18 protein-coding genes and 4 pseudogenes are annotated in these 21244 nt (G+C 69.8%); 6 read left to right on the forward strand and 16 right to left on the reverse strand.

All coding sequences use genetic code 11. The annotated features are described in order from the left end of the window. Positions 1-113 precede the first annotated feature (113 nt). From ligD to AB0N07_RS24090, 3 genes and pseudogenes are all read right to left on the reverse strand, one after another. Positions 114-1124, reverse strand: a complete 1011-nt coding sequence (gene ligD, locus AB0N07_RS24080; protein ID WP_365838257.1) for a non-homologous end-joining DNA ligase — start codon at positions 1122-1124, stop codon at positions 114-116. A gap of 6 nt (positions 1125-1130) precedes the next feature. Further along, a pseudogene (locus AB0N07_RS24085) lies at positions 1131-1740 on the reverse strand (DNA polymerase ligase N-terminal domain-containing protein). A 55-nt stretch (positions 1741-1795) separates the two neighbouring features. Next, a pseudogene (locus AB0N07_RS24090) lies at positions 1796-2658 on the reverse strand (aldo/keto reductase). 96 nt (positions 2659-2754) lie between these two features. Between AB0N07_RS24090 and AB0N07_RS24095 the strand changes: the two are divergent. Continuing rightward, positions 2755-3819, forward strand: a complete 1065-nt coding sequence (locus tag AB0N07_RS24095) for a LacI family DNA-binding transcriptional regulator (protein WP_365838259.1) — start codon at positions 2755-2757, stop codon at positions 3817-3819. Here AB0N07_RS24095 and AB0N07_RS24100 read toward each other — a convergent pair. From AB0N07_RS24100 to AB0N07_RS24115, 4 genes are read right to left on the reverse strand one after another with little or no spacing between them, the layout of a single operon-like run. Continuing rightward, complete coding sequence (locus AB0N07_RS24100; protein ID WP_365838261.1) at positions 3782-5158, reverse strand: glycoside hydrolase family 32 protein; 1377 nt, start codon at positions 5156-5158, stop codon at positions 3782-3784. The two genes, AB0N07_RS24095 and AB0N07_RS24100, sit on opposite strands and share 38 nt — an antisense overlap. Then, entirely contained in the window at positions 5155-6009 is an 855-nt protein-coding gene (locus AB0N07_RS24105) for a carbohydrate ABC transporter permease (RefSeq protein ID WP_365838263.1), read from the reverse strand. The genes AB0N07_RS24100 and AB0N07_RS24105 overlap by 4 nt, the downstream gene beginning before the upstream one ends. A 14-nt stretch (positions 6010-6023) precedes the next feature. Beyond that, complete coding sequence (locus tag AB0N07_RS24110) at positions 6024-6977, reverse strand: sugar ABC transporter permease (RefSeq protein WP_365838265.1); 954 nt, start codon at positions 6975-6977, stop codon at positions 6024-6026. Continuing rightward, positions 6974-8383: an extracellular solute-binding protein gene (locus tag AB0N07_RS24115; RefSeq protein ID WP_365838267.1), complete on the reverse strand. Its 1410-nt coding sequence runs from the start codon at positions 8381-8383 to the stop codon at positions 6974-6976. The genes AB0N07_RS24110 and AB0N07_RS24115 overlap by 4 nt, the downstream gene beginning before the upstream one ends. A gap of 168 nt (positions 8384-8551) precedes the next feature. Between AB0N07_RS24115 and AB0N07_RS24120 the strand changes: the two genes are divergently transcribed. The 3 genes and pseudogenes from AB0N07_RS24120 to AB0N07_RS24130 form a co-directional block, all read left to right on the forward strand. After that, positions 8552-10099 carry a GH32 C-terminal domain-containing protein gene (locus AB0N07_RS24120; RefSeq protein WP_365838269.1) on the forward strand — a complete coding sequence of 516 codons (1548 nt, stop codon included), beginning with the start codon at positions 8552-8554 and terminating at the stop codon, positions 10097-10099. Positions 10100-10186: 87 nt separating this feature from the next. Continuing rightward, a pseudogene (locus AB0N07_RS24125) lies at positions 10187-10288 on the forward strand (HEAT repeat domain-containing protein); the annotation flags it as partial. A 462-nt stretch (positions 10289-10750) separates the two neighbouring features. Continuing rightward, positions 10751-11215, forward strand: a pseudogene (locus AB0N07_RS24130) (TauD/TfdA family dioxygenase); the annotation flags it as partial. Positions 11216-11224: 9 nt separating this feature from the next. On the opposite strand, the gene AB0N07_RS24135 reads toward AB0N07_RS24130, so the two are convergent. The 5 genes from AB0N07_RS24135 to AB0N07_RS24155 form a co-directional block, all read right to left on the reverse strand. Continuing rightward, positions 11225-12262 (reverse strand): LLM class flavin-dependent oxidoreductase, encoded by a 1038-nt coding sequence (locus AB0N07_RS24135; RefSeq protein WP_365838315.1) that lies wholly within the window; start codon positions 12260-12262, stop codon positions 11225-11227. 99 nt (positions 12263-12361) lie between these two features. Beyond that, positions 12362-13867, reverse strand: coding sequence for a metallophosphoesterase (locus AB0N07_RS24140; protein WP_365838271.1), 1506 nt, complete (start codon positions 13865-13867; stop codon positions 12362-12364). A gap of 286 nt (positions 13868-14153) precedes the next feature. After that, complete coding sequence (locus AB0N07_RS24145; protein WP_365838273.1) at positions 14154-15077, reverse strand: MHYT domain-containing protein; 924 nt, start codon at positions 15075-15077, stop codon at positions 14154-14156. 504 nt (positions 15078-15581) lie between these two features. Further along, entirely contained in the window at positions 15582-15929 is a 348-nt protein-coding gene (locus AB0N07_RS24150; protein WP_365838275.1) for a hypothetical protein, read from the reverse strand. A 96-nt stretch (positions 15930-16025) separates the two neighbouring features. Beyond that, a complete protein-coding gene (locus tag AB0N07_RS24155) occupies positions 16026-16199 on the reverse strand; it encodes a YrhB domain-containing protein (protein WP_365838277.1) in 174 nt (57 codons plus the stop codon). Between the two features lie 310 nt (positions 16200-16509). On the opposite strand from AB0N07_RS24155, the gene AB0N07_RS24160 reads away from it, so the two are divergent. After that, complete coding sequence (locus AB0N07_RS24160; protein ID WP_365838279.1) at positions 16510-17034, forward strand: hypothetical protein; 525 nt, start codon at positions 16510-16512, stop codon at positions 17032-17034. Between the two features lie 162 nt (positions 17035-17196). Here the strand turns inward: AB0N07_RS24160 and AB0N07_RS24165 are convergent, their stop codons facing one another. The 4 genes from AB0N07_RS24165 to AB0N07_RS24180 form a co-directional block, all read right to left on the reverse strand. Further along, a complete protein-coding gene (locus AB0N07_RS24165) occupies positions 17197-18396 on the reverse strand; it encodes a glycoside hydrolase family 64 protein (protein ID WP_365838281.1) in 1200 nt (399 codons plus the stop codon). A gap of 169 nt (positions 18397-18565) precedes the next feature. Beyond that, entirely contained in the window at positions 18566-19321 is a 756-nt protein-coding gene (locus tag AB0N07_RS24170; protein ID WP_365838283.1) for a dienelactone hydrolase family protein, read from the reverse strand. A 129-nt stretch (positions 19322-19450) separates the two neighbouring features. Further along, complete coding sequence (locus AB0N07_RS24175; protein ID WP_365838285.1) at positions 19451-20071, reverse strand: L-threonylcarbamoyladenylate synthase; 621 nt, start codon at positions 20069-20071, stop codon at positions 19451-19453. Positions 20072-20080: 9 nt separating this feature from the next. Beyond that, entirely contained in the window at positions 20081-20578 is a 498-nt protein-coding gene (locus AB0N07_RS24180) for an FBP domain-containing protein (protein WP_365838287.1), read from the reverse strand. Positions 20579-20661: 83 nt separating this feature from the next. Here AB0N07_RS24180 and AB0N07_RS24185 point away from each other — a divergent pair, with 83 nt between their 5' ends. Further along, positions 20662-21240: a TetR-like C-terminal domain-containing protein gene (locus AB0N07_RS24185; RefSeq protein WP_365838289.1), complete on the forward strand. Its 579-nt coding sequence runs from the start codon at positions 20662-20664 to the stop codon at positions 21238-21240. The last annotated feature ends 4 nt before the right edge of the window (positions 21241-21244 follow it).

Here is a 21244-nt window from a genome sequence, read left to right on the forward strand (position 1 = left end):
GGACGAGGGACGAAGATCGAGTACCGCCGTGAACATAGAGGCCCGGGCGGCCGGTTGGGGCCGGAACGCGTCAATCCGCCTCGGAACTCCTCAAGTTGGCCATGGCCGCCCTCTCAGGTGGCCGGCTGCTCCCGCACGACGTCCTCCGGTTCCTTGTCGTCCCGCAGCCCCAGGAACCGCGGATGCCGCAGCATCCCGTCCCGCGTCCACTCGGTGAAGTCGATCTGCGCGACCAGCGCCGGCCGCACCCACCGCGCGCCCGACTCACGTACCCGGCCCTCGAACGGCGGGCCGGCGGTGCGCAGTTCGTCGAGCCGCTCCCGCAGCGAGAGCAGTGTGGTGCGGTCGAAGCCGGTGCCGACCTTGCCCGCGTACCGCAGCCTCCCGTGCTCCTGGTAGCCGAGGAGCGATGCCCCCAGGCCGACCCGGCTGCCGGCCGGTTCGGTGAACCCGCCGACGACGAACTCCTGTCCCTGGGAGCACTTGAGCTTCAGCCAGTCCCGGGACCGGCGCGGCTGGTAGTCACTGTCGGCCCGCTTGGCGATCAGGCCTTCCCAGCCGTGGGCGCAGGAGGTGGCCAGCAGGTCGGCGCCGCCCTCGTTGCGGTGGGAGGTCAGCCGCAGCGGAGCACGGTAGGTCAGGGCTCGGCGCAACAGGGACTTACGGGTCCTGAGCGGCAGCCGGGTGAGGTCGGCTCCCTCCAGCCCGAGCAGATCGAACACGTAGTACGTCACCGCGACGCCGCTCGCCTCGATGTCCCCTCGGCGCGTCAGGCCCATGCGCTGCTGGAGCCGGGCGAAGTCGGTGCGGCCCCGGGTGAACGCGACGACCTCCCCGTCCACGGTGAAGTCCGTGCAGGACTGGGCGGCCAGCGGCGCCACGATCTCCGGGTACGTGTCGTTCAGGCGACGCCCCGTGCGCGACAGCAGCGTGACCCGCCCGCCGTCCCGCACCGCCAGCAGCCGTACGCCGTCCAGCTTCCGCTCGAAGATCCACCCACTGTCGAAGTCCCGCCGGTCACTCAGCGTCGCGAGCATCGGCCGGGCGGCCGGCTCCGCGCCCGGACGCCCCGTGCGCAGCAGCCCCTGCTCCTTGTCCGTGAGCGAGTCCAGCAGGCCGGACACCGCCGCTCACTGCTCCCCGGCAGCCGCCGCGACCTGGGCGAGCGTACGGCCACTGCTCACCGAGCGGGCCCGCCGCCGATCCGGCGTCCCGTGCCCGTGAGCCCCTGCGCCCGCCTTCACCAGCAGCCAGGCCTCCTCGGTGTCCCCGTCCTTCCCGCCGCGGAAGCGGGTGAGGGCGTACTCGCCGTGCAGCTTCGACCCCTTGAGGCGGAAGCGGGCATGCCCGCGCTCGAGCGCCTCCCCGAAGTCGACGGGCCGCCCCTTGCGGTCGTGGCTGAGGGGCTCGTAGCTGCCGTGGTCCCACACGATCACGGTGCCGCCGCCGTACTCGCCCTGAGGGATCACTCCCTCGAACTCCTCGTACTCTCGGATGGTCTTCCGTGGGCACGGCGAGCCGCTTGTCCTGCGGATCGCCGGAGGGGCCCTTCGGGATCGACCACGACTTCAGTATGTCGCCGACCTGCAGCCGGAAGTCGAAGTGCATGGTGCTGGCGTCATGGATCTGCACGACGAACCGGGGCTGATCATCCGAGGCGGCCGACCGCCCCTGCGGTTCCTTGGTCCGCCCGAAGTCGCGCTTGCCGCGATACTCCCGCAGCCGGTCCTGCTCACCCACCTCGGGCTCCTTTCGTGCGCCCTGCCTGGTGGGCCCTGGGTACCCCGCGGGCGGCTCAGAACTCCTCGTGCACCTCGGGGTCCCCGCCGAGACGCCGGTGGGCCCGGTCGGCGATCGCGTCCAGCTGGGCGGGGTCCAGTTCGAAGCCGAACACGTCGAGGTTCGCCCGCTGCCGCTCGGGGTTCGAGGACTTCGGGATGGGCACCGCGCCCAGCTGGGTGTGCCAGCGCAGGACCACCTGGCCGGGCGTCCCGCCGAGGGCTTCGGCGATGCCGATGACGACGGGGTCGTCGAGCAGGCCCCTGCCGCGGCCGGGAGCCCCATTGCGGGGCCACGAAGAAGGTAATGGGGGGTCCAGCTCTCGGTGCGGACGCCCTTGGCGGTGTGGGAGGCGCGCAGCTCGTCCTGCGGGAAGAACGGATGGAGTTCGATCTGGTTGACAGACGGCAGTACTCCGGTCTCCTTCTCCAGCCGCTCCACGTGCTCGACGGTGAAGTTGGAGACGCCGATGGAGCGGACCAGGCCCTCCTCGCGCAGCTTGATCATGGCCCGCCACGAGTCGACGTACTTTCCGACCCGGGGGAGCGGCCAGTGGATCAGATACAGGTCGACGTACTCCACGCCCAGGCGCCTGCGGGACTCCTCGAAGGAGGCCAGGGTCTCCTCGTAGCCGTGGTGCCGGCCCGGGAGTTTCGTCGTCACCACGACGTCCTCCCGGGGGACACCGCTGCGGGCGACACCCCGCCCGACTCCGGTCTCGTTGCCGTAGTTGGTGGCGAAGTCGACCAGGCGGCAGCCCAGGCCGAGGGCCTCGGAGACGGCCCGTTCCGCCTCCGCGTCGGACATCGGCCAGGTGCCCAGGCCGAGAGCGGGAAGAGTCGTGCCGTCGTTGAGCGTGCGCGTCGGGACGCTGATCACCGTGGGACCCTTCCTCGACTGTGCCGTACCCCCAGCGTCACGGATAGGGTGAGCTGTGATCAATCGGACGGGTGGGGGATGAAGGCAGCGCACGGGATGGACAGCACCGAGGACAAGGGGCCGGGGGGATCCGGACGGCCCACGTCACGCGACGTCGCCCGGCTCGCCGGTGTGTCGCACACCGCCGTCTCCTTCGTCTTCAACGGCCGCGCCGAAGGCAACCTCTCGCCCGCCACCCAGGAGCGCATCCGCCAGGCCGCCGCCCAGCTCGGCTACCGCCCCGACCCCGTCGCCCGCGGTCTGCGCCGCCGCCGTACCGCCGTGATCGGCCTGATCACCGACGAGATCGCCTCCTCGCCCTTCGCGGGCCGGCTGCTGCGCGGCGCCATGGAGACCGCCTGGGGCAGCGAGCACCTCGTGCTGACCGTCGACTCCGGCGGCGACCGCGCCAAGGAGGACGCGGCCGTCGCCGAACTCCTCGACCGCCGTGTCGACGGCATCATCTACGCCGCCATGTCGCTGCGCCGGGTCCGCGTCCCCGAAGGCCTGCACCGCACCCACTCCGTCCTCGCCAACTGCCTGTCCGAGGACGACTCCCTGCCCGCGGTCATCCCCGCCGAGCGCGGCGGGGGCCGTACGGCGGCCCGGCTGCTGCTGGAGGAAGGCCACCGCAGGGTCGCCCTCATCGGCGGCCAGGACGACATCGCGTCGACGGAGCGGCTGCGCGGCTTCCGGGACGCCCTGCGCGCGGAGGGGATCACCGTGCCCAAGGAGTGGGTCGTGCGCAGCGGCGGCGAGATCTCCGGCGGGTACGAGGGCGCGCTGCGCATCCTCGACGGTCTTCCGGCCGACCGGCGCCCGACCGGCGTCTTCTGCTACAACGACCGGGTCGCGGCGGGCGTCCTGCACGCCGCGACCCGCCTCGACATCGACGTCCCCGGCGACCTCTCGGTGGTCGGCTACGACGACCAGGAGCACATGGCCGCGTTCCTCTCACCGCCCCTGACCACGGTCGCGCTGCCGCACCGGGCCATGGGCGAGGCGGCCGCCCGGCTGCTGCTGGACGCCATCGACACCGGACGGACACCACTGGCAACCGTGCGGCGCCTGGCCTGCCCGGTGGTCACGCGGGCGTCGGTGGGACCAGTTCCCACCCGGTGACGGCTTCGGCGTTGCCCGCCACGACCAGTTCGGGTACATCGCCTGGGCGAAGATAGACCCGCTCGGTGACGGTGACCCGGTCGTCGACGAACAGCTCGAAGAGCGAACCGTCGACGAGCACCCGCACCTGCCGTGCGGGTGCCCGCACCACGATCGGCGCCGACCCGTCGGGCCGGGCCCGCGGCCAGCCGCCGCGATCCAGGGTCACGGTGCCTTCGTCCGGATCCAGCCGGACCGTCAGCTCCGCACCGGAGGCCGACCGAAGCAGGCTCACGGTGGCCCGCCCGCGTGCGGTGACGGTCAGGTCGTACGACTGCGGGAGCGCAACGCGTGCAAAGCCGGTGACGAACGGCTCGGCCGCGCGGAGGAGTTGGAGCTCAGGTGCCGGCACGACACGTAGCGCGCCGTCCGGATGGACGTCCACGACGCGTGGCGCGCTGAGCACCCCGGCCCAGCCCGCGTGCTCGACCTCACTCTGCGCGCGGGCCTCCCAGGACCAGCCCCACATCAGGGCCCGGTCCGGCTCCTGGAGCACGGCAGGCGCATAGAAGTCCCGCCCGTGGTCGAGCCGTCCGCCGGCCCGTGCCTCGAAGCACAACTCCCTTTCTTCATACGGCTGCAGACGCCCCGTCAGATAGCCCGTGGTGCACGGGTCGCCATCCCACAGCGACAGCACGAGCACCCACTCGCCGCTCGCCGTCACGTACAGCTGCGGGCACTCCCAGCCGACCGCCTTGTCGCCGAACACCTCCGCCGCGACGGGGTCGTTGCCGTCGAGGAGCACCCCGGCGAAGCGCCAGTCGAGCAGGTCGTCGCAGTCGTACAGCAGGACCGAGGGGGTCCCGTCCGCATGCCCCGCACCGATCAGTGCCCACCGGCGCCCGCAGTGGCGGAACACGAACGGGTCACGGAACATGACCACGTCCAGACCGGCGGGCGGGCCGGTCACCACGGGTGTCGGCAGCGGTTTCCAGTCGGTCAGCGTCTCGTCGTCCGGCACCACCGCCCGCGCCAGACAGATGGTGCCCAGTCCGGTGTGATGGCCGTCGACGCCGGTGTACACGGCGGTCGGCACTCCGTCGTCGTCGACCACGCAGCCGGACCAGCAGCCGGCCTCGTCCGGGCCGCCGGGCGTCGGGCCGAGCGCGACCGGATGGTGCTCCCAGTACGCGAGGTCGGCGCTGGAGGCGTGGCCCCAGTGGACGTTCGTGTGCACGGGCGCGTCGGGGTTGTGCTGGTAGAAGAGGTGGTAGCGGTCCCGCCAACGGAACGGCCCGTTCGGGTCGTTGATCCAGCCTGCGGGCGGACGGACCCTGAAGCGCGGGGCGTCGTTGCTCAACGATTGACTCCTGCGGACGTGATGCCCTCGCGCAGAGGGCGCTGGCCGACGACGAACACGGCGACGGCGGGGATCATGGACAGGACGACACCGGCGAGGACCACCGAGATGGAGCCGGTGCCCAGGTTGCCCTGGAGGGAGACCAGGCCCAGCGGCAGCGTGTAGTTCTGCCCGGAGGTCTCCAGGATCAGCGGCCGGAAGAACTCGTTCCAGTGGTAGTTGAAGGCCAGCACGCCGACGATGGCGAGGCCGGGTGCGGCCAGCGGCGCATACACCGAGCGGAAGATCCGCCAGGGCCCGGCACCGTCCAGCATGGCCGCCTCGCCCAGGTCCCTGGGCATGCCCAGGAAGTACTGGCGCATCAGGAAGGTACCGAAAGCGGTCGGGAAGGCCGGAATGATCAGACCGAGCAGGGTGTCGGTCAGGCCCATCGACTTCAGCACCAGGAACACCGGCACGATGGTCACCTGCAGCGGCACCATCATCGTCGCCAGCACCAGCCCGAACAGGGGCTTCTTGAAACGGAATTCGAGGCGCGCGAACGCGTACCCGGCAAGTCCCGCCGTGATCATCTGGCCGACCGCGATCAGCGCGGTCACCAGCGTCGAGTTGAGGGCGAGCAGCCATACGTCGATCTGGTCGAACACCCCGCGGTAGGCCTCGGCCGTCGGATGCGTCGGGATGATCTTCGGGGGCAGGTCGAAGGACTGGGCCGGGGTGCGCAGCGAGGTGGAGACGGTCCAGATGACCGGGCCGAGGGTCAGCAGCGCACACGCCGCGAGGGCGGCGATCCGTGCCCACGGCCCGAGGGAGTACCGGGCGCGGCTCAGGGACAGGGTTGCTTGGCTCATGGAGGTCACCCGGCTCACTGGTAGTGGACGAAACGCCGGCTGAGCCGGAACTGCAGAGCGGTCACCGCCATGATCAGCACGAACAGCAGCACGCCCACCGCGGATGCCTCACCGAAGCGCAGCTGCTCGAACGCGGTCTCGTAGATGACCATCACGACGGTGCGGGTGGAGTCGCCGGGCCCGCCGTTGGTGAGCACATACGGCTGCTCGAAGACCTGCAGCGCGTTGATGACACCGACCACGGTCGCCACCAGCAGCGTCGGCGACAGCAGCGGCAGCGTCACATGCAGGTGTTTGCGCAGACCGGTCGCACCGTCCAGGGAGGCGGCCTCGTGGACCTCCTTGGGGATGTTGTTCAGACCGCCGATGAACAGCAGGAACGAGAAGCCGAACTGCTGCCACACATAGACGATGATCACGGTCGCGAGAGCCGCGTGCTCCGAGGTCAGCCACGGCACCGGCGAGATCCCGACCAGCCCGATCAGCCAGTTCACCACCCCGAAGTCCTGGTTGAACAGGTACTTCATCACCACGGAGATCGACGCGGCGGACAGCACCAGCGGAAAGAAGAAGGCCGAGCGGAACACCGAGCGCAGCCACCCCGGCATCCGCCCGTTCAGGGTCAGCGCCAGCGCGAGGGCGATCAGGAGCTGCGCGGCGACCGCGAAGACCATGAACACCAGCGTGTTGAGGAAGGAGACCTGCACGGTCGAGTCGGAGAAGACCTCACGGTAGTTGGCCGTCCCGGCGAAGCTCGGCGAGTCGATCACGTTCCAGTGGAACAGGCTCAGCACCACCGAGCCGACGATCGGCACGACCGTGAACACGACGATGCCGACGATCGTGGGCGCGAGGAAGAGGGCGGCGAGCAGCCGGGTGCCGCGGGTGCGCAGGGGCGAGGGCCGCGGCACGTCGACGGCCGGCGTGACGGCCCGCGGCCGTACTGCGGGGACCTGGGTGTTCGTCACGCGTCACGCTCCATGGCCTTCTCCAGGTCGCCCTGCATCCGGCGCAGTGAGGGGCGCACCGAGCGCGGCGAGGCGAGGGCGGTGCCGGTGTGCTTGAGCAGCACCTCGGTCACCTCGGCGACCTGCGGCGGGGCGGGGATCGGCCCGGTGTCGGGGAACTTGTCGAGGGTGTCGTAGAAGACCTGCCAGTGCTTCGGGCCGGTCTCCCGGTAGCGGGCGGCCGTCAGCATCGAGCGGCGCGCCGGGGTGGTCTGGTTGGTGTCGAAGAGCCGCATCAGGGTGTCCCGGCGGGCGGCGTACTTGATGAACTCCCAGGCCTCGTCCTGCCTCTTGGAAGTACGCAGCAGCGCATAGCCCGCCGCGCCGAACTGGTGGCGCTGGGTGCGCCAGCGCGGGAAGTACTGCACGTCGAAGCCGTCCGCCCGCATCCCGGCCAGGTGCAGGCCACCGGCCCAGAAGCCGCCTGCCGGGGTCACGCCGACCCGGCCGGTGGAGAACACGCCGACGAGGTTCTGGCCGTTGCCGCCCTCGGGGCGGGTGCACAGGCCCTCCTGGATGAGGGAGGAGAGGTAGTCGTACGCCTCCTCCACGCGCCCGGCGGTGGCCTGCGGGCTCGTCCAGCGGAAGCCGCCGCCGCGGCCCTGCCGCTGGGCGGCGGGATAGAAGGAGTCCCACAGCCAGGCGCCGCCCGGCGCCTTGGACTCCGTGAGCAGATTGGTGCCGCCGGCAAAGAGCCAGGGCACCACGCCGCCCCACAGCCGGTTGGTCCAGAAGTACGGCGTGAACTGCGAGCCGCTCGACTTCTTCATGGCCCGCAGCAACGCGGTGAAGTCGTCGCGCGTCCAGTCGGGCGCCGGGAAGTCCGCGCCCGCCCGCTGGAGCACCTGCCGGTTCAGGTACATGTCGGCCGCGTTGAACTCCACGGGCAGCTGGTAGAGGTGCCCCTCGTACATCATCGACTCCACCAGCGAGGGGTGGACGTCGGCGAAGTACTCCCTGAGTTCGGCCGCGTCCCGCTGCACCCAGCGGTCCAGTGGGACCCCGAGGTGCTGCGCGAACAGCTGCACGCCCTCCGTGGCGACGTAGACGAGGTCGGGCGCGGTGCCCGCCGCGATCTGGGTGAGGATCTTCGCGAAGAAGTCCGACCAGTCGACCGCCTGTACGGCGTTGATCCGCAGCTTGCTGTCGGGGTGGACTTTCCGGAAGCCCTCGGTGAGGGTGCGGATGGCCTCCGGGCCGTAGGCGGGGCCGAGGGTGGCGACGACGAGGGAGCCGTCGTCGCGGCCGGGGATGTCGGCTCCGGTGAGCCGGTCCCAGCTCGCGGCGGTGCCTGCCAGCGCGGCGGCCCCCGCGCCGTAGGCCCCGTACCGCAGCAGGGTGCGGCGGGTGACGTGCGAGTCGGTCATCCAACATGCCTAACTCGTGTTAGATCAGGGTTGATGCCCAGATGATGGGAAGCCTGCCACGAGCCTGTCAAGAGTCGTGCACCCCTTGACCTTTAACGAGTTAGGCCGCACAGTCCTGCACCACATGAGCCGCCGTTCTCCACTCGACGACGAGAGGAACGAAGAGTGATGCGTGGGATGTCCCGGAGAGCCCTGCTGGCCGGCACCACTGCCGGGGGAGCCGCCGTGCTGCTTCCTGGAGCGCGGGCCACCGCCAAACCCAAGGCGACCAGGGCGGGTTGCGCGAGCTATCGCGCCGCCTACCACTTCACGGTCCCCGACGCCTGGAAGAACGACCCCCAGCGCCCGGTCTGGATCGACGGCGAGTACCACTACTACTACCTCTACAACGCCGACTACCCGACCGGTCCCGTCGGCACGGCCTGGCGCCTGGCCACCAGCACCGACCTGGTCTCCTTCACCGACCGCGGCGTCGCCGTGCCGAAGGACACCACCTCCAACGGCGACGTCTGGTCGGGCTCTGCGGTCGTGGACACGGACAACACTGCAGGCTTCGGCGCCGGCGCGGTGGTCGTCATCGCCACCATGTCGCCCGGCGGCGGAACCGGCCATCAGGAGCAGTTCCTGTACTACTCCACCGACGGCGGCCGCACCTTCACCAACCACGGCACCGACCCGGTCCTGCCCAACCCCGGCGTCGCCGACTTCCGCGACCCCAAGGTGATCCGCGACGAGGACCGCGGCCGCTGGGTGATGGCTCTCGCCGAGGGCACCAAGGTGGGCTTCTACCACTCCGCCGACCTCAGGTCCTGGACGTACGCCGGCGGATTCATCAAGGACGGGATCGGCACACTGGAATGTCCGGACCTGTTCCGCATCACCGCCGAGGACGGCACGGTGAAGTGGGTGCTGGGCGTCAGCGCCAACGGCAAGGGCTCGGGGCTGCCCAACACGTACGCCTACTGGACGGGCGCCTTCGACGGCAGCGCCTTCACCGCCGACGCCGCCGACCCGCAGTGGCTCGACCACGGCTGGGACTGGTACGGCGCCGTCACCTTCGAGAAGCGGAACACTAGCGGCACGCCGGACCCCGGCGCCCGCCACGCGATCGGCTGGCTGAACAACTGGGACTACGCGAACACCACACCCACCATCGACTGCGACGGCTTCAACGGCACCGACTCGATCGTCCGCGTGCTCACCTTGAAGCGTGACTCCGCCGGCACCTTCTACCTGGCCTCCCGGCCCGCCGCCGCCCTCGACGCCTACGTCTCCCGCACGGTGAATCTGGGCGACGTGACCGTCAACGGCACCAAGGTGCTCGACTACACGGGCATCTCCTACGAGATCACCACCGAGATCACCTGGAGCCAACTCACCGGCGCCGGACTCCAGTTGCGCCGTTCACCGGACGGCGGACGCCACATCGACGCCGGCATCTACAACGACTACGCCTTCCTCAACCGCCGCAACACCGTCAACCCCGACGCCTCCGGCACGTGGCAGGAGAGCCACACCCCGTTCAGCCGCTCGGCGGGCACGGTGAAGCTGCGCATCCTCGTGGACCGGACGTCCGTGGAGATGTACGTCGACGACGGCCGCTACGTGCACTCCAGCGAGGTGTTCCCGTACCTGGTCGACACGGGTCTGGCGCTGTTCACGATCGACGGGACGGCGGTGTTCCGGAACACGGTCATACGGGAGTTCAGCGTGTGAGGACGGCCCTCCCGCGCCGCGGAAAACGCTTCGAAGCCATGGGGGCCGGAGGCCTTTCGTGAACTTCTGGGGCGCGGGGCGGACGCCGTGCCCGACATCCGCCGGGGCCTGAGGCACCCGCTGCCCCGGGGGCGGGAGGAATGCTGCAGGCTGCTGGGCCAACTGCTGGTGCCCGAGGCGACGGACGAGTTGACCGCCATGCTCGACGATCCGGACGCCCGGGTACGGGTGGCGGCGCTCCACGCCCTGTCCTGCGGCCGGTGCAAGCCGGACGCGGACGCCTGCCGCGCGGCCCCTGCCGTGCTCCAGCCGGATCCTGCACCAGGACCCGGACGCTGTCGTATGACAGGGCGGGCTGGTACACGCTCGGCGGTACCGTCCACCGCCGGGCGGCGCCGAAGCCTGCGCGTATGTCCCGGGCTTGATCGACAGGAGGCTTCGCACGTCTGGAAGTTGGGGGCGGGCCAGCCTCAGCGGGCGAGCCGGGCCGCATCTCCCAGTGCCCCGATGCGCGCGGAGGAGCAGGACCGGCGCACAGGACGTCCGTCGTGTTCCCCGCGAAGATCGGATACGGCGACCGGTCGAGCGGCGCCGGCCCGGGCGACCAGCGGAGTGCGCACGACGACTGAGCGGGACACGGCGACGGGCGCCGTGGTCGCCGCGATCCGGGCGGCGGTGCTGCGCTGGAACGTGGTGTTCTTCCGCGGGCAGCAACTGGACCACGCCGGGTACGTGGGGTTCGCCCGGCGGTTGCTGCGCAAGCGGGGCAGCGCCTCGGCGGCGGACTTCCCCGAAGGGAGGGGTGGCTGCAGCGCCGTCGGCACACCCTGCTGCGCGGCTGGCACTGCGACCACGGGGCACGCATCGATCCGCCGGCCGCGACGATCCTGCGCGCGTGTACCTGCTCGTGCGGGTGCACCCGGAGACGGGGGCGGGTGCTGTTCGTCAACGGCTCGGTGCGCTTCCGCTGGGAGCCGGGCCGCGTGGCCTTCTGGGAACCGGGTCACCATACACCTGGCTCCCAGCGACAACGCCCACCTCTGCTTCCCCCGGATCATGCACCGGGTGATGAAGCCGTCGAAGCCGCTCGTCGGGACCGAACCCGGCCGCTGGTGACGCAGGCTCTCAGGCAGCGGGCTGCCAGCCGAGCGCCGGCCCGAGCCTCGTGGCCATGTCGGTGAGGATCTGCACATAGTCCTCGTGCTCGAAGGTGAACGGCAGCGCGAACGCCACCTCGTCCACCTCACGGAACGCCGCATGGGCGTGGAGACGTTCGGCGATCTCTTCGGAACTGCCGACGATGTCCGGTGCGAACATCAGTCGGGCGGGGCCCTGCGGGGAGGCCGTGCGAGGGGTCCGTTTGGCGGCGAACTCCTCGTATTTCGCACGCTGTCCGGGCGAGGCGGAGTCGGTGGGGATGACGACCAGGCCCTGTGAGACGCGGGCGTCGTCGCCGTCGGGGTGATGGGCGCGGAAGGCACGGATGTGGGAGAGCTGGATCTCCGCGAAGCCGAAGTCCGCCTCCGCTCCCTGCGGGCTCTCCGCCTTGACGACACTGCTGGTGAGGAAGTTCATGCCGTTTTCGCCGGCCCAGCGCGCCGAACTCATGCTCCCGCTGCCGTACCAGAGGCGACGGCCCAGGCCGGGGGAGTGCGGCTGCACCCGGTCCGAGAACACCTCGAACCCCTCGACCCCGCTGAAATCCGTGGCGCTCTTGCCGCGCACGAAGTCCAGCAGCCGCCGCACCCGCTCGTAGGAGAAGTCCTCGGCCTCCGCCGTGTCCGGATACAGCGCTTCCTTGACCTGGTCGTAGTGCATCGGCGGACCGACGCTGACACCGGGGTTGATACGGCCCCCGGACAGGATGTCGACCGTCGCCAGGTCCTCGGCCAGCCGCAGCGGGTTCTCCCAGCCGAGCGGGATGACCGCGGTGCCGAGCTCGATACGGCTGGTGCGCTGCGAGGCCGCCGCCATGACGGCGACGGGGGACGAGATGCCGTACTGGAGATGCCGGTGGCGCAGCCACGCGCTGTCGAAGCCGAGCCGCTCACCCAGCTCGATGATCTCCAGCGTGGACTCGTGACCACGGCGCGGATCCGCCTCGTCGAAGAGGCCGATGGTCAGGAAACCGAGCTTGCGCAGGGGTCGTGAGGTCGGCGGCACGGGCTCCTCCATGGTTGTTTGATGTATCAAGTATTACGGCGGTGCCAACCAGGCCTGCGCGAGAACTGTTCCCCGTGCTCGGGTCAAGATCAGGTCATCTCAGGTCAGCGGAATGGTGACCTCGTCCTCCAGGGGCGGTTCGATCTCCTGCGCGCGGTTGCCGGTGGCCGCGTAGCAGCGCAGGTGGATCGCCTCCGGGGTGACGTCCAGACGCAGGAACTGCTTGAAGAACGGCGGGCTGTACGTCGCCGAACTCGGCGAGAACAGCTGCGTGTAGATCTTGCGCACCGGGAGGCGGAAGCGTGACGTGCGGTCGGGGCGGCCGCCGGCACCGAGCAGACTGGCCACGATGCGGATCCGGCGGGTGACGCGCACCGCTTTGCCCGGGGTGCGGGTCGGCGGGATGCCGAGCCGCTCCGCGATCACGGCCATCGCCTCGTCCTCGGTGAGGGTGAAGAAGCGGCTCAGTCGCAGCCGCCGCCCGTAGAGCCTGCTGTAGAAGGCGAGGGAATCGCCGCGCAGCGGATAGCAGCGGAAGTCCTTCTCGGTGACATCCGCGATGCCGATGCGGGGGATGGTGTGCGTGGCGTGCATGAACGCCCCGCCGCCGCCGGAGACGACGTACTGGATGGTGCGGCCGTCCACCCGGACCGGGTAGCGCTGGTAGTTGTGGATGTCGCCGCCGATCGCCGCCACGTAGTGGTGGTCGGGGTCGCGGACGATGTCGTCGACGGTGCCGTTGCCGCCCTCGATGGTGCAGGGGTGGTGTTCACCGTCGACGTACAGGGGCGATCCGGTGATGAGGATCTTGGGGCGGGGCCCCTTGGAGACCTCGCGCAGCCAGGCGCCCTGTTCGGCGTCGATCGTGCCGAGCAGGCCGGTGTCGATGCCTATGATCCGCAGGGGTCCGGCATCGATGGCCCAGTACGGGCCCGGCTGGACGGCCTGCTGGGCCTGCGCGGAGCGCAACTGACGTGCCTCGTCGAGGTGTTGACCGTCGGTGGGGCGTGGCCGGTGCCACAGGAGCGAGCGCATCCAGGGCCGGCTCAGGGGGCGCGGTGCCGGCTCGGGGGCGAGGGGCGGGGCGTCCGCGCAGAAGACGCGCATGAAGGCGCCGAGGTCCTCGTACCAGTCGTGGTTGCCGGGTATCGCGTAGATCGGCGCCTGGTAGTCCTGGTACGGGCGGAAGAACTTCGTGGCGTAGTCGTCCGCGCTGCCCACCGGGTAGATCACGTCGCTGGCGACGACGGCGAAGTCCGTTCCCTGACCGATCTTCAGGAACCCTGGTACGACGGCGTACTGGGGATCATCGCCCTCGCCGGTGTCACCGATGACCATGAAGGAGAACCGGTCCGCGTCCGCGCGCCGCATCACCTTGTCGACGGGCGCGCCGGCCGCCTCGCGCTGCGCCACCCATCTGCTGCGGGTGCGGCCCGTGGGGTCCCCGAACCAGGAGGCCAGTACGCCGTTGCGGGCGGCCCACAGCGTCTTGGGATTGAGCCAGGAGAGCTTCTCGACGTGCTGCGGCATCAGCCGCTTGTAGTCGCCGCGTTCTGTGGTGCCCCAGCCGGCGCCCTGGGCGGTATCGCGTGAAGAGTCAGACACCGGTGAACCGTAACAACGATCAATTGGCGGAGGGGAAGAGGGTGCCGGCGCTCGGCGCGCCGGACCGGGCGTGCCCGCGCACATCGGACCCGAGCGTGGCAGTGGACGGCGTCCGACGGCAACTCGCCGCGGGACTACGGCAGTCGGATCGCTGCAGCTGCCAAGGGGCCGACCTGCTCAGCGGCTTGTCCTCCGATCCCGATTGTCGGGTGCGCCGGAACCGCTGTCGCGGGTGCCGTCCGGCGCACCCGGCTCGGGCCGGCCGTCCGCTGCGCCCGGCGGCAGTTCACCACTCGCGGCTGGGCGGCGGTGCCCACTGCGGCGCGGGCGGCGTGGCGGTCCCGTACCGATCCTGCCGGGGCCACGCAGGAGCGACCCGCCCGCCGAACGGGGCGATGCTGTGCTGAGGCGCGGGCTCCGCCGACTGATCGGCGACGGACGCTCGCCGCCCCGGGGCCGACCTGTTCCACTCGCCGTCGCCCAGCACCAGAAGCGGGTCGAACATGACCACCACACCGGCCAGCAACAGGAAGAGGGTCGGCCCGAGGAGCATGGGCAGCAGTAAGGAGCTGGGCGAATCGCCCGTCCAGGCCCCACTTCTGTTGCCGTGCACATGGACGCTGACGGCGGCCATGGCCGTGTAGTGCATGCCGGAGACGGCAACCCCCATGACCAGACTGGCCCCGAGACTCGTCATGAAACCCCGGACGGTGACAGCCGCCCACAGTGCGGCGGTCGCGGCGACGATCGCGATGGCGACGGACAGGGCGACGGTGAGCGGGGCGTACCGGAAGTCCCCGTTCACCTCCACCGCGGCCATGCCGAGGTAGTGCATCGCGGCGATGCCGAGGCCGGTGACCACGCCCGCGATGCCTAATGTGACCTTGCCGGCGCCCCGGTAGCCGACGATGAACACGCCGATGCCGACCACGACGATCGACACGGCCAGGCTCAGCAGAGTCAGCCCGGTGTCGTAGCGGATCCCGGTCTCCTCGACCTGGAAACCGAGCATGGCGATGAAGTGCATCGTCCAGATGCCACAGCCGATCGAGGTGGCACCGAGCGCCAGCCAACCCGGCTTCCAGGAATCCTCGTTCAGCAGGGACCGTACGATGCACCGCAGTCCCAGCGCCCCTCCCAGGCAGGCCATCAGATAGGCCGCCACCGGGGTCACCGCACCATAGCGGAACCCGTCAATCGTGCCTTGCATCTGCCAACTCCCCCCAGAGCCCTGGCAATTTGTGGAGCCAGGTCTACGGGTAAGAGCCCCGTAAGTGCAAGGGCTTACCATTGGTAACTGAATAACTCTCAACTGTCAGGGGTTGACTCCGGTCGCAAAGTGGCGAGTTCCAGCCAAACGCCGGTGCTTTCGGGGCGCGCGCGGCTTGCGCCATCACCTCCGGGGAGTGTTCTCGGCGCCCAGGCTCGCCGGACTCCACGGTGCATTCGACGTAGTCGTTGCTGCCGTACACCGGGAAGCCGCCGTCCCACGGTGCTGCCAGAGCCCGCTCGGCTCCCTTCCGGCCGCCCGGAGCAGGAGGGCTCGCGGGGAACCCATCCCGTACTTGCCGACGACGCTTGAGGGCCCGACCACGTTCAGCAGTTCCGGAGACGGACCGGCAGATCTGACGGAGCCGTGGCAGTGGCGTTGGCCCGGTTGCCCTCCAGTCGGGTACAAGCTCCGTAACCCGTATCGGGACGTGTGGGTGCGTTTTCACAGCCTGCCGGAGTCGAAGCGGTATGCGGAGAACGAGAGCGAGTACACCGTCTTCCTGAACCCGCCACGGGGTATTGGCAGAGCCTGCTGGTGGAGGACGACCCAGACCCTGATTTCCGCACCTACTGCCACCTCTTCGTCGTCTGCTGCCCCTGGCGGCCTGGCTGCATCGACGAGTTGCTCCGGGATGTTGCCGACGGCAAGGTGGCGCCTCTGACCGGCTGGGCTCGCCGCCCCGCTCAAAAAGGTCTTCACCGTGTGTGGCGGGTTGAGAGTCTCCACGAGTTCGTCGGTGGCGACGGCCACAAGGCGCGGGGGTGCATCACCGTCCAGCAGCTCGCTCACGTACTCGATGGCGTCGCCGGGCGAAAGTACGGGCAGCCTCTGGCGAAGGGTCCGCGCAGACGCATGCGGCCGTGGGCAGCGGCGACTACGCATAGTTCATCGTGCAGATCGTGTACTGCGGTACGCACCGGAGCCCACGTATACACGGTCGACCAGGTACGGCCCGTTGCCCACCAGCATGAACTCCGAGTTCCGAGTACGCATGAACTCCTCGGACGGCCAGGAGACGATCCACGCCGACTCGTGCTCCTCGATGGCCGTCACAGCCATGCGCGTTGCGTCCACACCCGCAGCCCGCGGCGGCCGCACCCGTCCTGCGGCCCCCGACGACCTCCGCGTGGCCGCGGCACGAGCCGGGACCACCGAGGCTCGGCGCGAACCCGAAGCGCCGGCTCCGGATTGCCCCCATGTAATCGAACGCTCAAGCAAATCCCAGGCGTTGGGCAGCCGAAAGCCAAGGGGTGGCAAGGATTCAGTGAGGTCACTGATTCTTCACTTCGTATTTCTACCCGCATAGACCCGGTGGTGCTGTCATGCACACACCCGCCCGGAATCCCGGGCCCATCGCGGGAGAACCCCCATGCGTGCCATGCGCCGCCTCACCGCCACCACGGCATCCCTCACCCTCTCCGTCGCCGGTCTCATCATCGGCACGGGCTCGGCCGCGCACGCGGCCAGTTGCTCGCAGTCCTACCTGCCGCTGCCGGACCCGACCTGCCAGCCCGGCGCCTACAACCCGGACGTCACCCAGTCCACGATCGACTCGACGATCTGTGTGTCCGGCTGGACCGCCACCGTGCGCCCCTCCAGCTCGTACACCAACGCCCTGAAGGTCAAGCAGATAGCGGAGTACGGCTACTCGGACACCAGCACGGCGGACTACGAGGAGGACCACCTCGTCCCGCTCGAGCTCGGCGGCGCCCCCAAGGACGCGCAGAACCTGTGGCCGGAGCCGCGCTACGGCAGCAAGACCGCTTCCAGCAAGGACTCGGTGGAGAACAAGCTCAAGACGGCCGTCTGCAACGGCACGGTCACTCTCGACGACGCCCGCAGCGCCATCGCCAGTGACTGGACCACCGCCCTGTCCTCCCTCGGCCTCAGCTGACCCTTCGGCTGCACCACCCGGCGGTCTGCCCGCATCCCCAGCGGGCAGGCCGGCCGCCCGTCGTGCAAAGTCGTACCGTCGACGACACCGCGCTGACGACCGGCTGATCCCGCACGGATCCGGGCCTCACCCCCGTCCGCCGCGGGGTGAGGCCCTTCGTCGTCAGTTGAACGGGTCGAGGGTCAGGTCCGCCTGCTGCGGGCTGCCGTCATGGACGAGCGACTCGTGGTTGCCGACGTCGTCGAAGGCGAACGCGTAGGCCTTGCCATCGGCCATCTGTGCATGGATCGCGCGGGCGTACTGATTGGTCACCGAGTCCTGGTAGAAGTTCGCCGAGGACGTGTCCGGCTGGTTGGGATCGACCAGCAAGGTGGAGCGGTTGAAGCCGGCGCACAGGGTGCGCGAAATGGGGCCGCGTACCTGGTCGTTGGGCGCGTCGAGCAGTTTGTGGCAGCCGAAGACGCTGTCCGCGTCCGGTTTCTGGAAGGTCGTGACCATGGCGCCGGAGCCGTCGGTGAAGTTCATGACGCCGCCCGAGACCTTGCCGTAGTACTTGGTGCCCGGCTGGTCGCCGAACGGGGTCACGGTGAGGGTGGCCGATGTGTACTTCTGCCAGACGCGGTTGATGTAGTCGTCCATCACGGACGCCGGCAGCGCGCCGGATTCCAGTCCGTGTCCTGGTGCCAGCGCCCGCAGCACCGTCCCGTCGGAGCGGGTCTGGATCAGCCCGGCCCAGCCGCCGGACTTCCCGCGCAGATCGTTCAGGACGCCGTTGTAGCCGCCCGGCTTGAGGTGGCCGGTGGTGGCCGTGCTCCCGCTCGCCCCCTGGATGCCCACCGCGTAGGGCGCGGAGAACATGTCGACCTGTGTGCTGTTGAGCCACAGGCCGGAGTCGTTGAGTGTGTACTCGGACCAGTTGAACAGGATGTCGTGGTTCGGGTCGCTCGGGTTCTGCACGGCGGGCTGCACGAGACCGCCCGTGGTCAGCTTGAACACGAGCTTCTGTCCGTAGGAGAAGTAGATGCGTCCGGAGAACTTGGGGATCCGGATCGTCTTCGACCCGCCGGAGGCCGGTCCCGTGATCGACGCGTCCGGTGCGGGCGTCGGCGGGTTGCCCCCGGCCGGCCAGGCGTGGAACGTGCCGTTCGCGTCCGCCCAGCCCTGCTGTCCCGTCGAGAGCAGGGTGCCGATCGTGTAGACGTAGACCGCGTCGCTGCGGCCGGAGCTGTTGGTCACCTGCAGCGGGATCGTGTCGGGCACCGCCGCCCTGGCGGACGAGGGTGCCTGGATCGCGATCACCGCGGCGATGAGTGCGGCTGCGGCTGTGGGGGCCGTCAGGCGACGGGTGAGCTTGTGGTGCACGCTCCACCTCCGTGTGTGGGGTCACTCGAGGGGATGGGCCGAATTGGTCCGTACCTGTTTTGAGAGCGCTCTCAAACTGGCACCGGAGTTGCGTGCATGTCAATAAGGGTGACGTGAGGGAAAGGAAAAGCGCCCGCCGGACGAACCCGCGGGCGCCTGCGGTGACTTGTCAGAAGGTCCGCTGAAGGAGGTCGAGGAGTGCTTCCCAGTGGCGCTCGTCGGCCTCCTTGCCGTAGGAGGACGTGTCGGCCTGCGTGTACCCGTGGTGCGCGCCCGGGTAGACCTCGCAGCGGTGCCGGACACCTGCCGCGGTGAGGGCGTCCTCCAGGCGCTGGATCTGCTCAGGCGGCAGCGACGGATCGTTGTCGGCGTGCCCGAAGTACACCTCGGCGGTGATGTGTTCGGTCACCAGGTGCGGGCTGTCCGGGTCCTCCGTCGCCAGCCGGCCGCCGTGGAACCCGGCCGCGGCGGCGACCCGGTCCGGGTAGGTGCCGGCGGTGATCAGGGACAGCCGTGCGCCCATGCAGTAGCCGGTCAGTGCGACCGGGCCGTCGGTGACGAGGGGCGATTCGGCCAGCCACTGCAGATACGCGGCCGCATCGCGCTTCGCGAGGTCGGGGGTGACGGACATGATCAGCGGGCCGACCTTGCCCCAGATCTCCGGGCGCGCCTCCGGGTCGATGAACTCGGGCAACTCGACGACGGGTGTGCGCCCGTGCCGGTAGAACACATTGGGCACCAGCACCGTGTAACCCGCTGCGGCGAGCCGGTCGGCCATCGACTTCAGATGCGGTCGGATCCCGAACGCGTCCATGTAGAGCAGGACGCCGGGCCGGGCACTGCCGTCGGCGGCGTGCGCCACATAGGCGTCGGCAACACCGTCCGCGGTGGGGATGTCAACGGTGGTTCCTTGTACGGAGGTCATGGGGGGCTGCTACCTCTCTGCGCGCTCTGCGCCGACCAACTCATGCGGCCCGACGGGCCGGTCGCGGTCATCGTTGCACGTGCCACCCAACCCGACGAAAGGGCCCCCGGCCTCGGGCGATGCTGGAGTTCACTCGAACCGCGAGGTGTCCCCCGCCCCTCGCCGTACGATCTCCGCCTCGCCGCCCGAGAAGTCGATGACCGTCGTCGGCTCGGTGCCGCAGTCCCCGGAGTCGACCACCCCGTCCAGCACATGGTCGAGGCGGTCCTTGATCTCCCAGCCCTGGGTCAACGGCTCCTCCTCGTCGGGCAGGAGCAGCGTGCTGGACAGCAGCGGCTCGCCGAGCTCGGTGAGCAGGGCCTGGGTGACGACGTGGTCGGGGATGCGCACACCGACCGTCTTCTTCTTCGGGTGCTGCAGCATCCGCGGCACCTCCTTCGTCGCCGGCAGGATGAAGGTGTAACTGCCGGGCGTCGACGCCTTGATGGCGCGGAACACGTCGTTGTCGACCCGTACGAACTGACCGAGCTGCGAGAAGTCCTGGCACACGAGGGTGAAGTGGTGCCGGTCGTCCAGGTGGCGGATCGTCCGGATCCGCTCGATGCCGTCACGGCTGCCCAGCCGGCAGCCCAGCGCGTAGCAGGAGTCCGTCGGATACGCGATGAGCGCATCCGCGCGGATGCTGTCGGCGACCTGGGCGATGGTGCGCGGCTGGGGGTTTTCGGGGTGCACGTCGAAGTACTTCGCCATCCGCCGAGCTTATGCCGTGCCGACCTTGGCGACGAACGCGGCGACGTTCGCCACGGTGCGCCGGATCTTCTCCTCCAGGGTGATCGTCTCGTGCAGCCGCGCCCCGATGCCCGCCTCCCGCTTGCCTCGCACATACAGCGAACAGGCCAGGTCGCTGCAGATGTAGGCGCCCACCGAGTTGCCCTGCTGCCCGGCCTTGCCCGCCTTCGGCGCGACCATCAGCGAGACGCCGCCGGAGTGGGTGGTCAGGCACATCGAGCACATGCTGCGCCGTGCCTGGCCCACGGTGGCGCTGGAGCCGCGCAGTGCAACGGCTCTGGGCCTGCCGTCGCTCCACTCGGTGACGAGGTAGGCGCGGTCGGGGGCCTGCGGATCGCGCCAGCCGAGGAAGTCCAGGTCGTCCCAGGGCTGCTCGGCCAGGTCGCGGGGGACCGACAGGCGCTTGGCCCCGCCCTTGGTGCAGTTCACGAAGGCGGTGCGGATCTCTTGCTCGGTCAGCGGTTCCATAACACCACGCTAATTTGCCTAAATGTTTTAGGCAAATGCATAATCGGCTCAGGCGAATCGGCACTGGAGAGAGGAGGGCGGCGATGGCGCGCGCCGGGCTGACCACGGAACGTGTGGTCCGGGCAGGAGCGGAGCTGGCGGACGAGCTCGGCTTCGACCAGGTGACCGTCTCCGAGTTGGCCCGCCGCTTCGACGTCAAGGTGGCGAGCCTGTACTCGCATGTGAACAGCTCCCAGGACCTCAAGACGCAGATCGCCCTGTTCGCCCTGGAAGAGCTCGCCGACCTGGCCGCCGACGCCGTCGCGGGGCGCGCCGGCAAGGACGCCCTGATCGCCTTCGCCGACGCCTACCGCGACTACGGGCGGCAACACCCCGGCCGCGCGGCCGCGGCCCGGCTGCGACTGGACCCCGAGACCGCGGCCGCCAGCGCGGGCGTCCGGCACGCCCGGATGACACGCGCGATCCTGCGCGGCTACGACCTGGCTGAACCGGACCAGACGCACGCCGTACGGCTGCTTGGCAGCGTCTTTCACGGCTACTCGAGTCTGGAGACGGCGGGCGGCTTCAGCCACAGCGCCCCCGACTCGCAGGAGAGCTGGACGCGGATCCTTGACGCCCTCGACGCCCTGCTGCGCAACTGGCCCACCGCCCCGACCCTTTGACGGA

Origin of the sequence: Streptomyces sp. NPDC051172, assembly GCF_040682555.1 — a bacterium.
GTDB lineage: Bacteria > Actinomycetota > Actinomycetes > Streptomycetales > Streptomycetaceae > Streptomyces.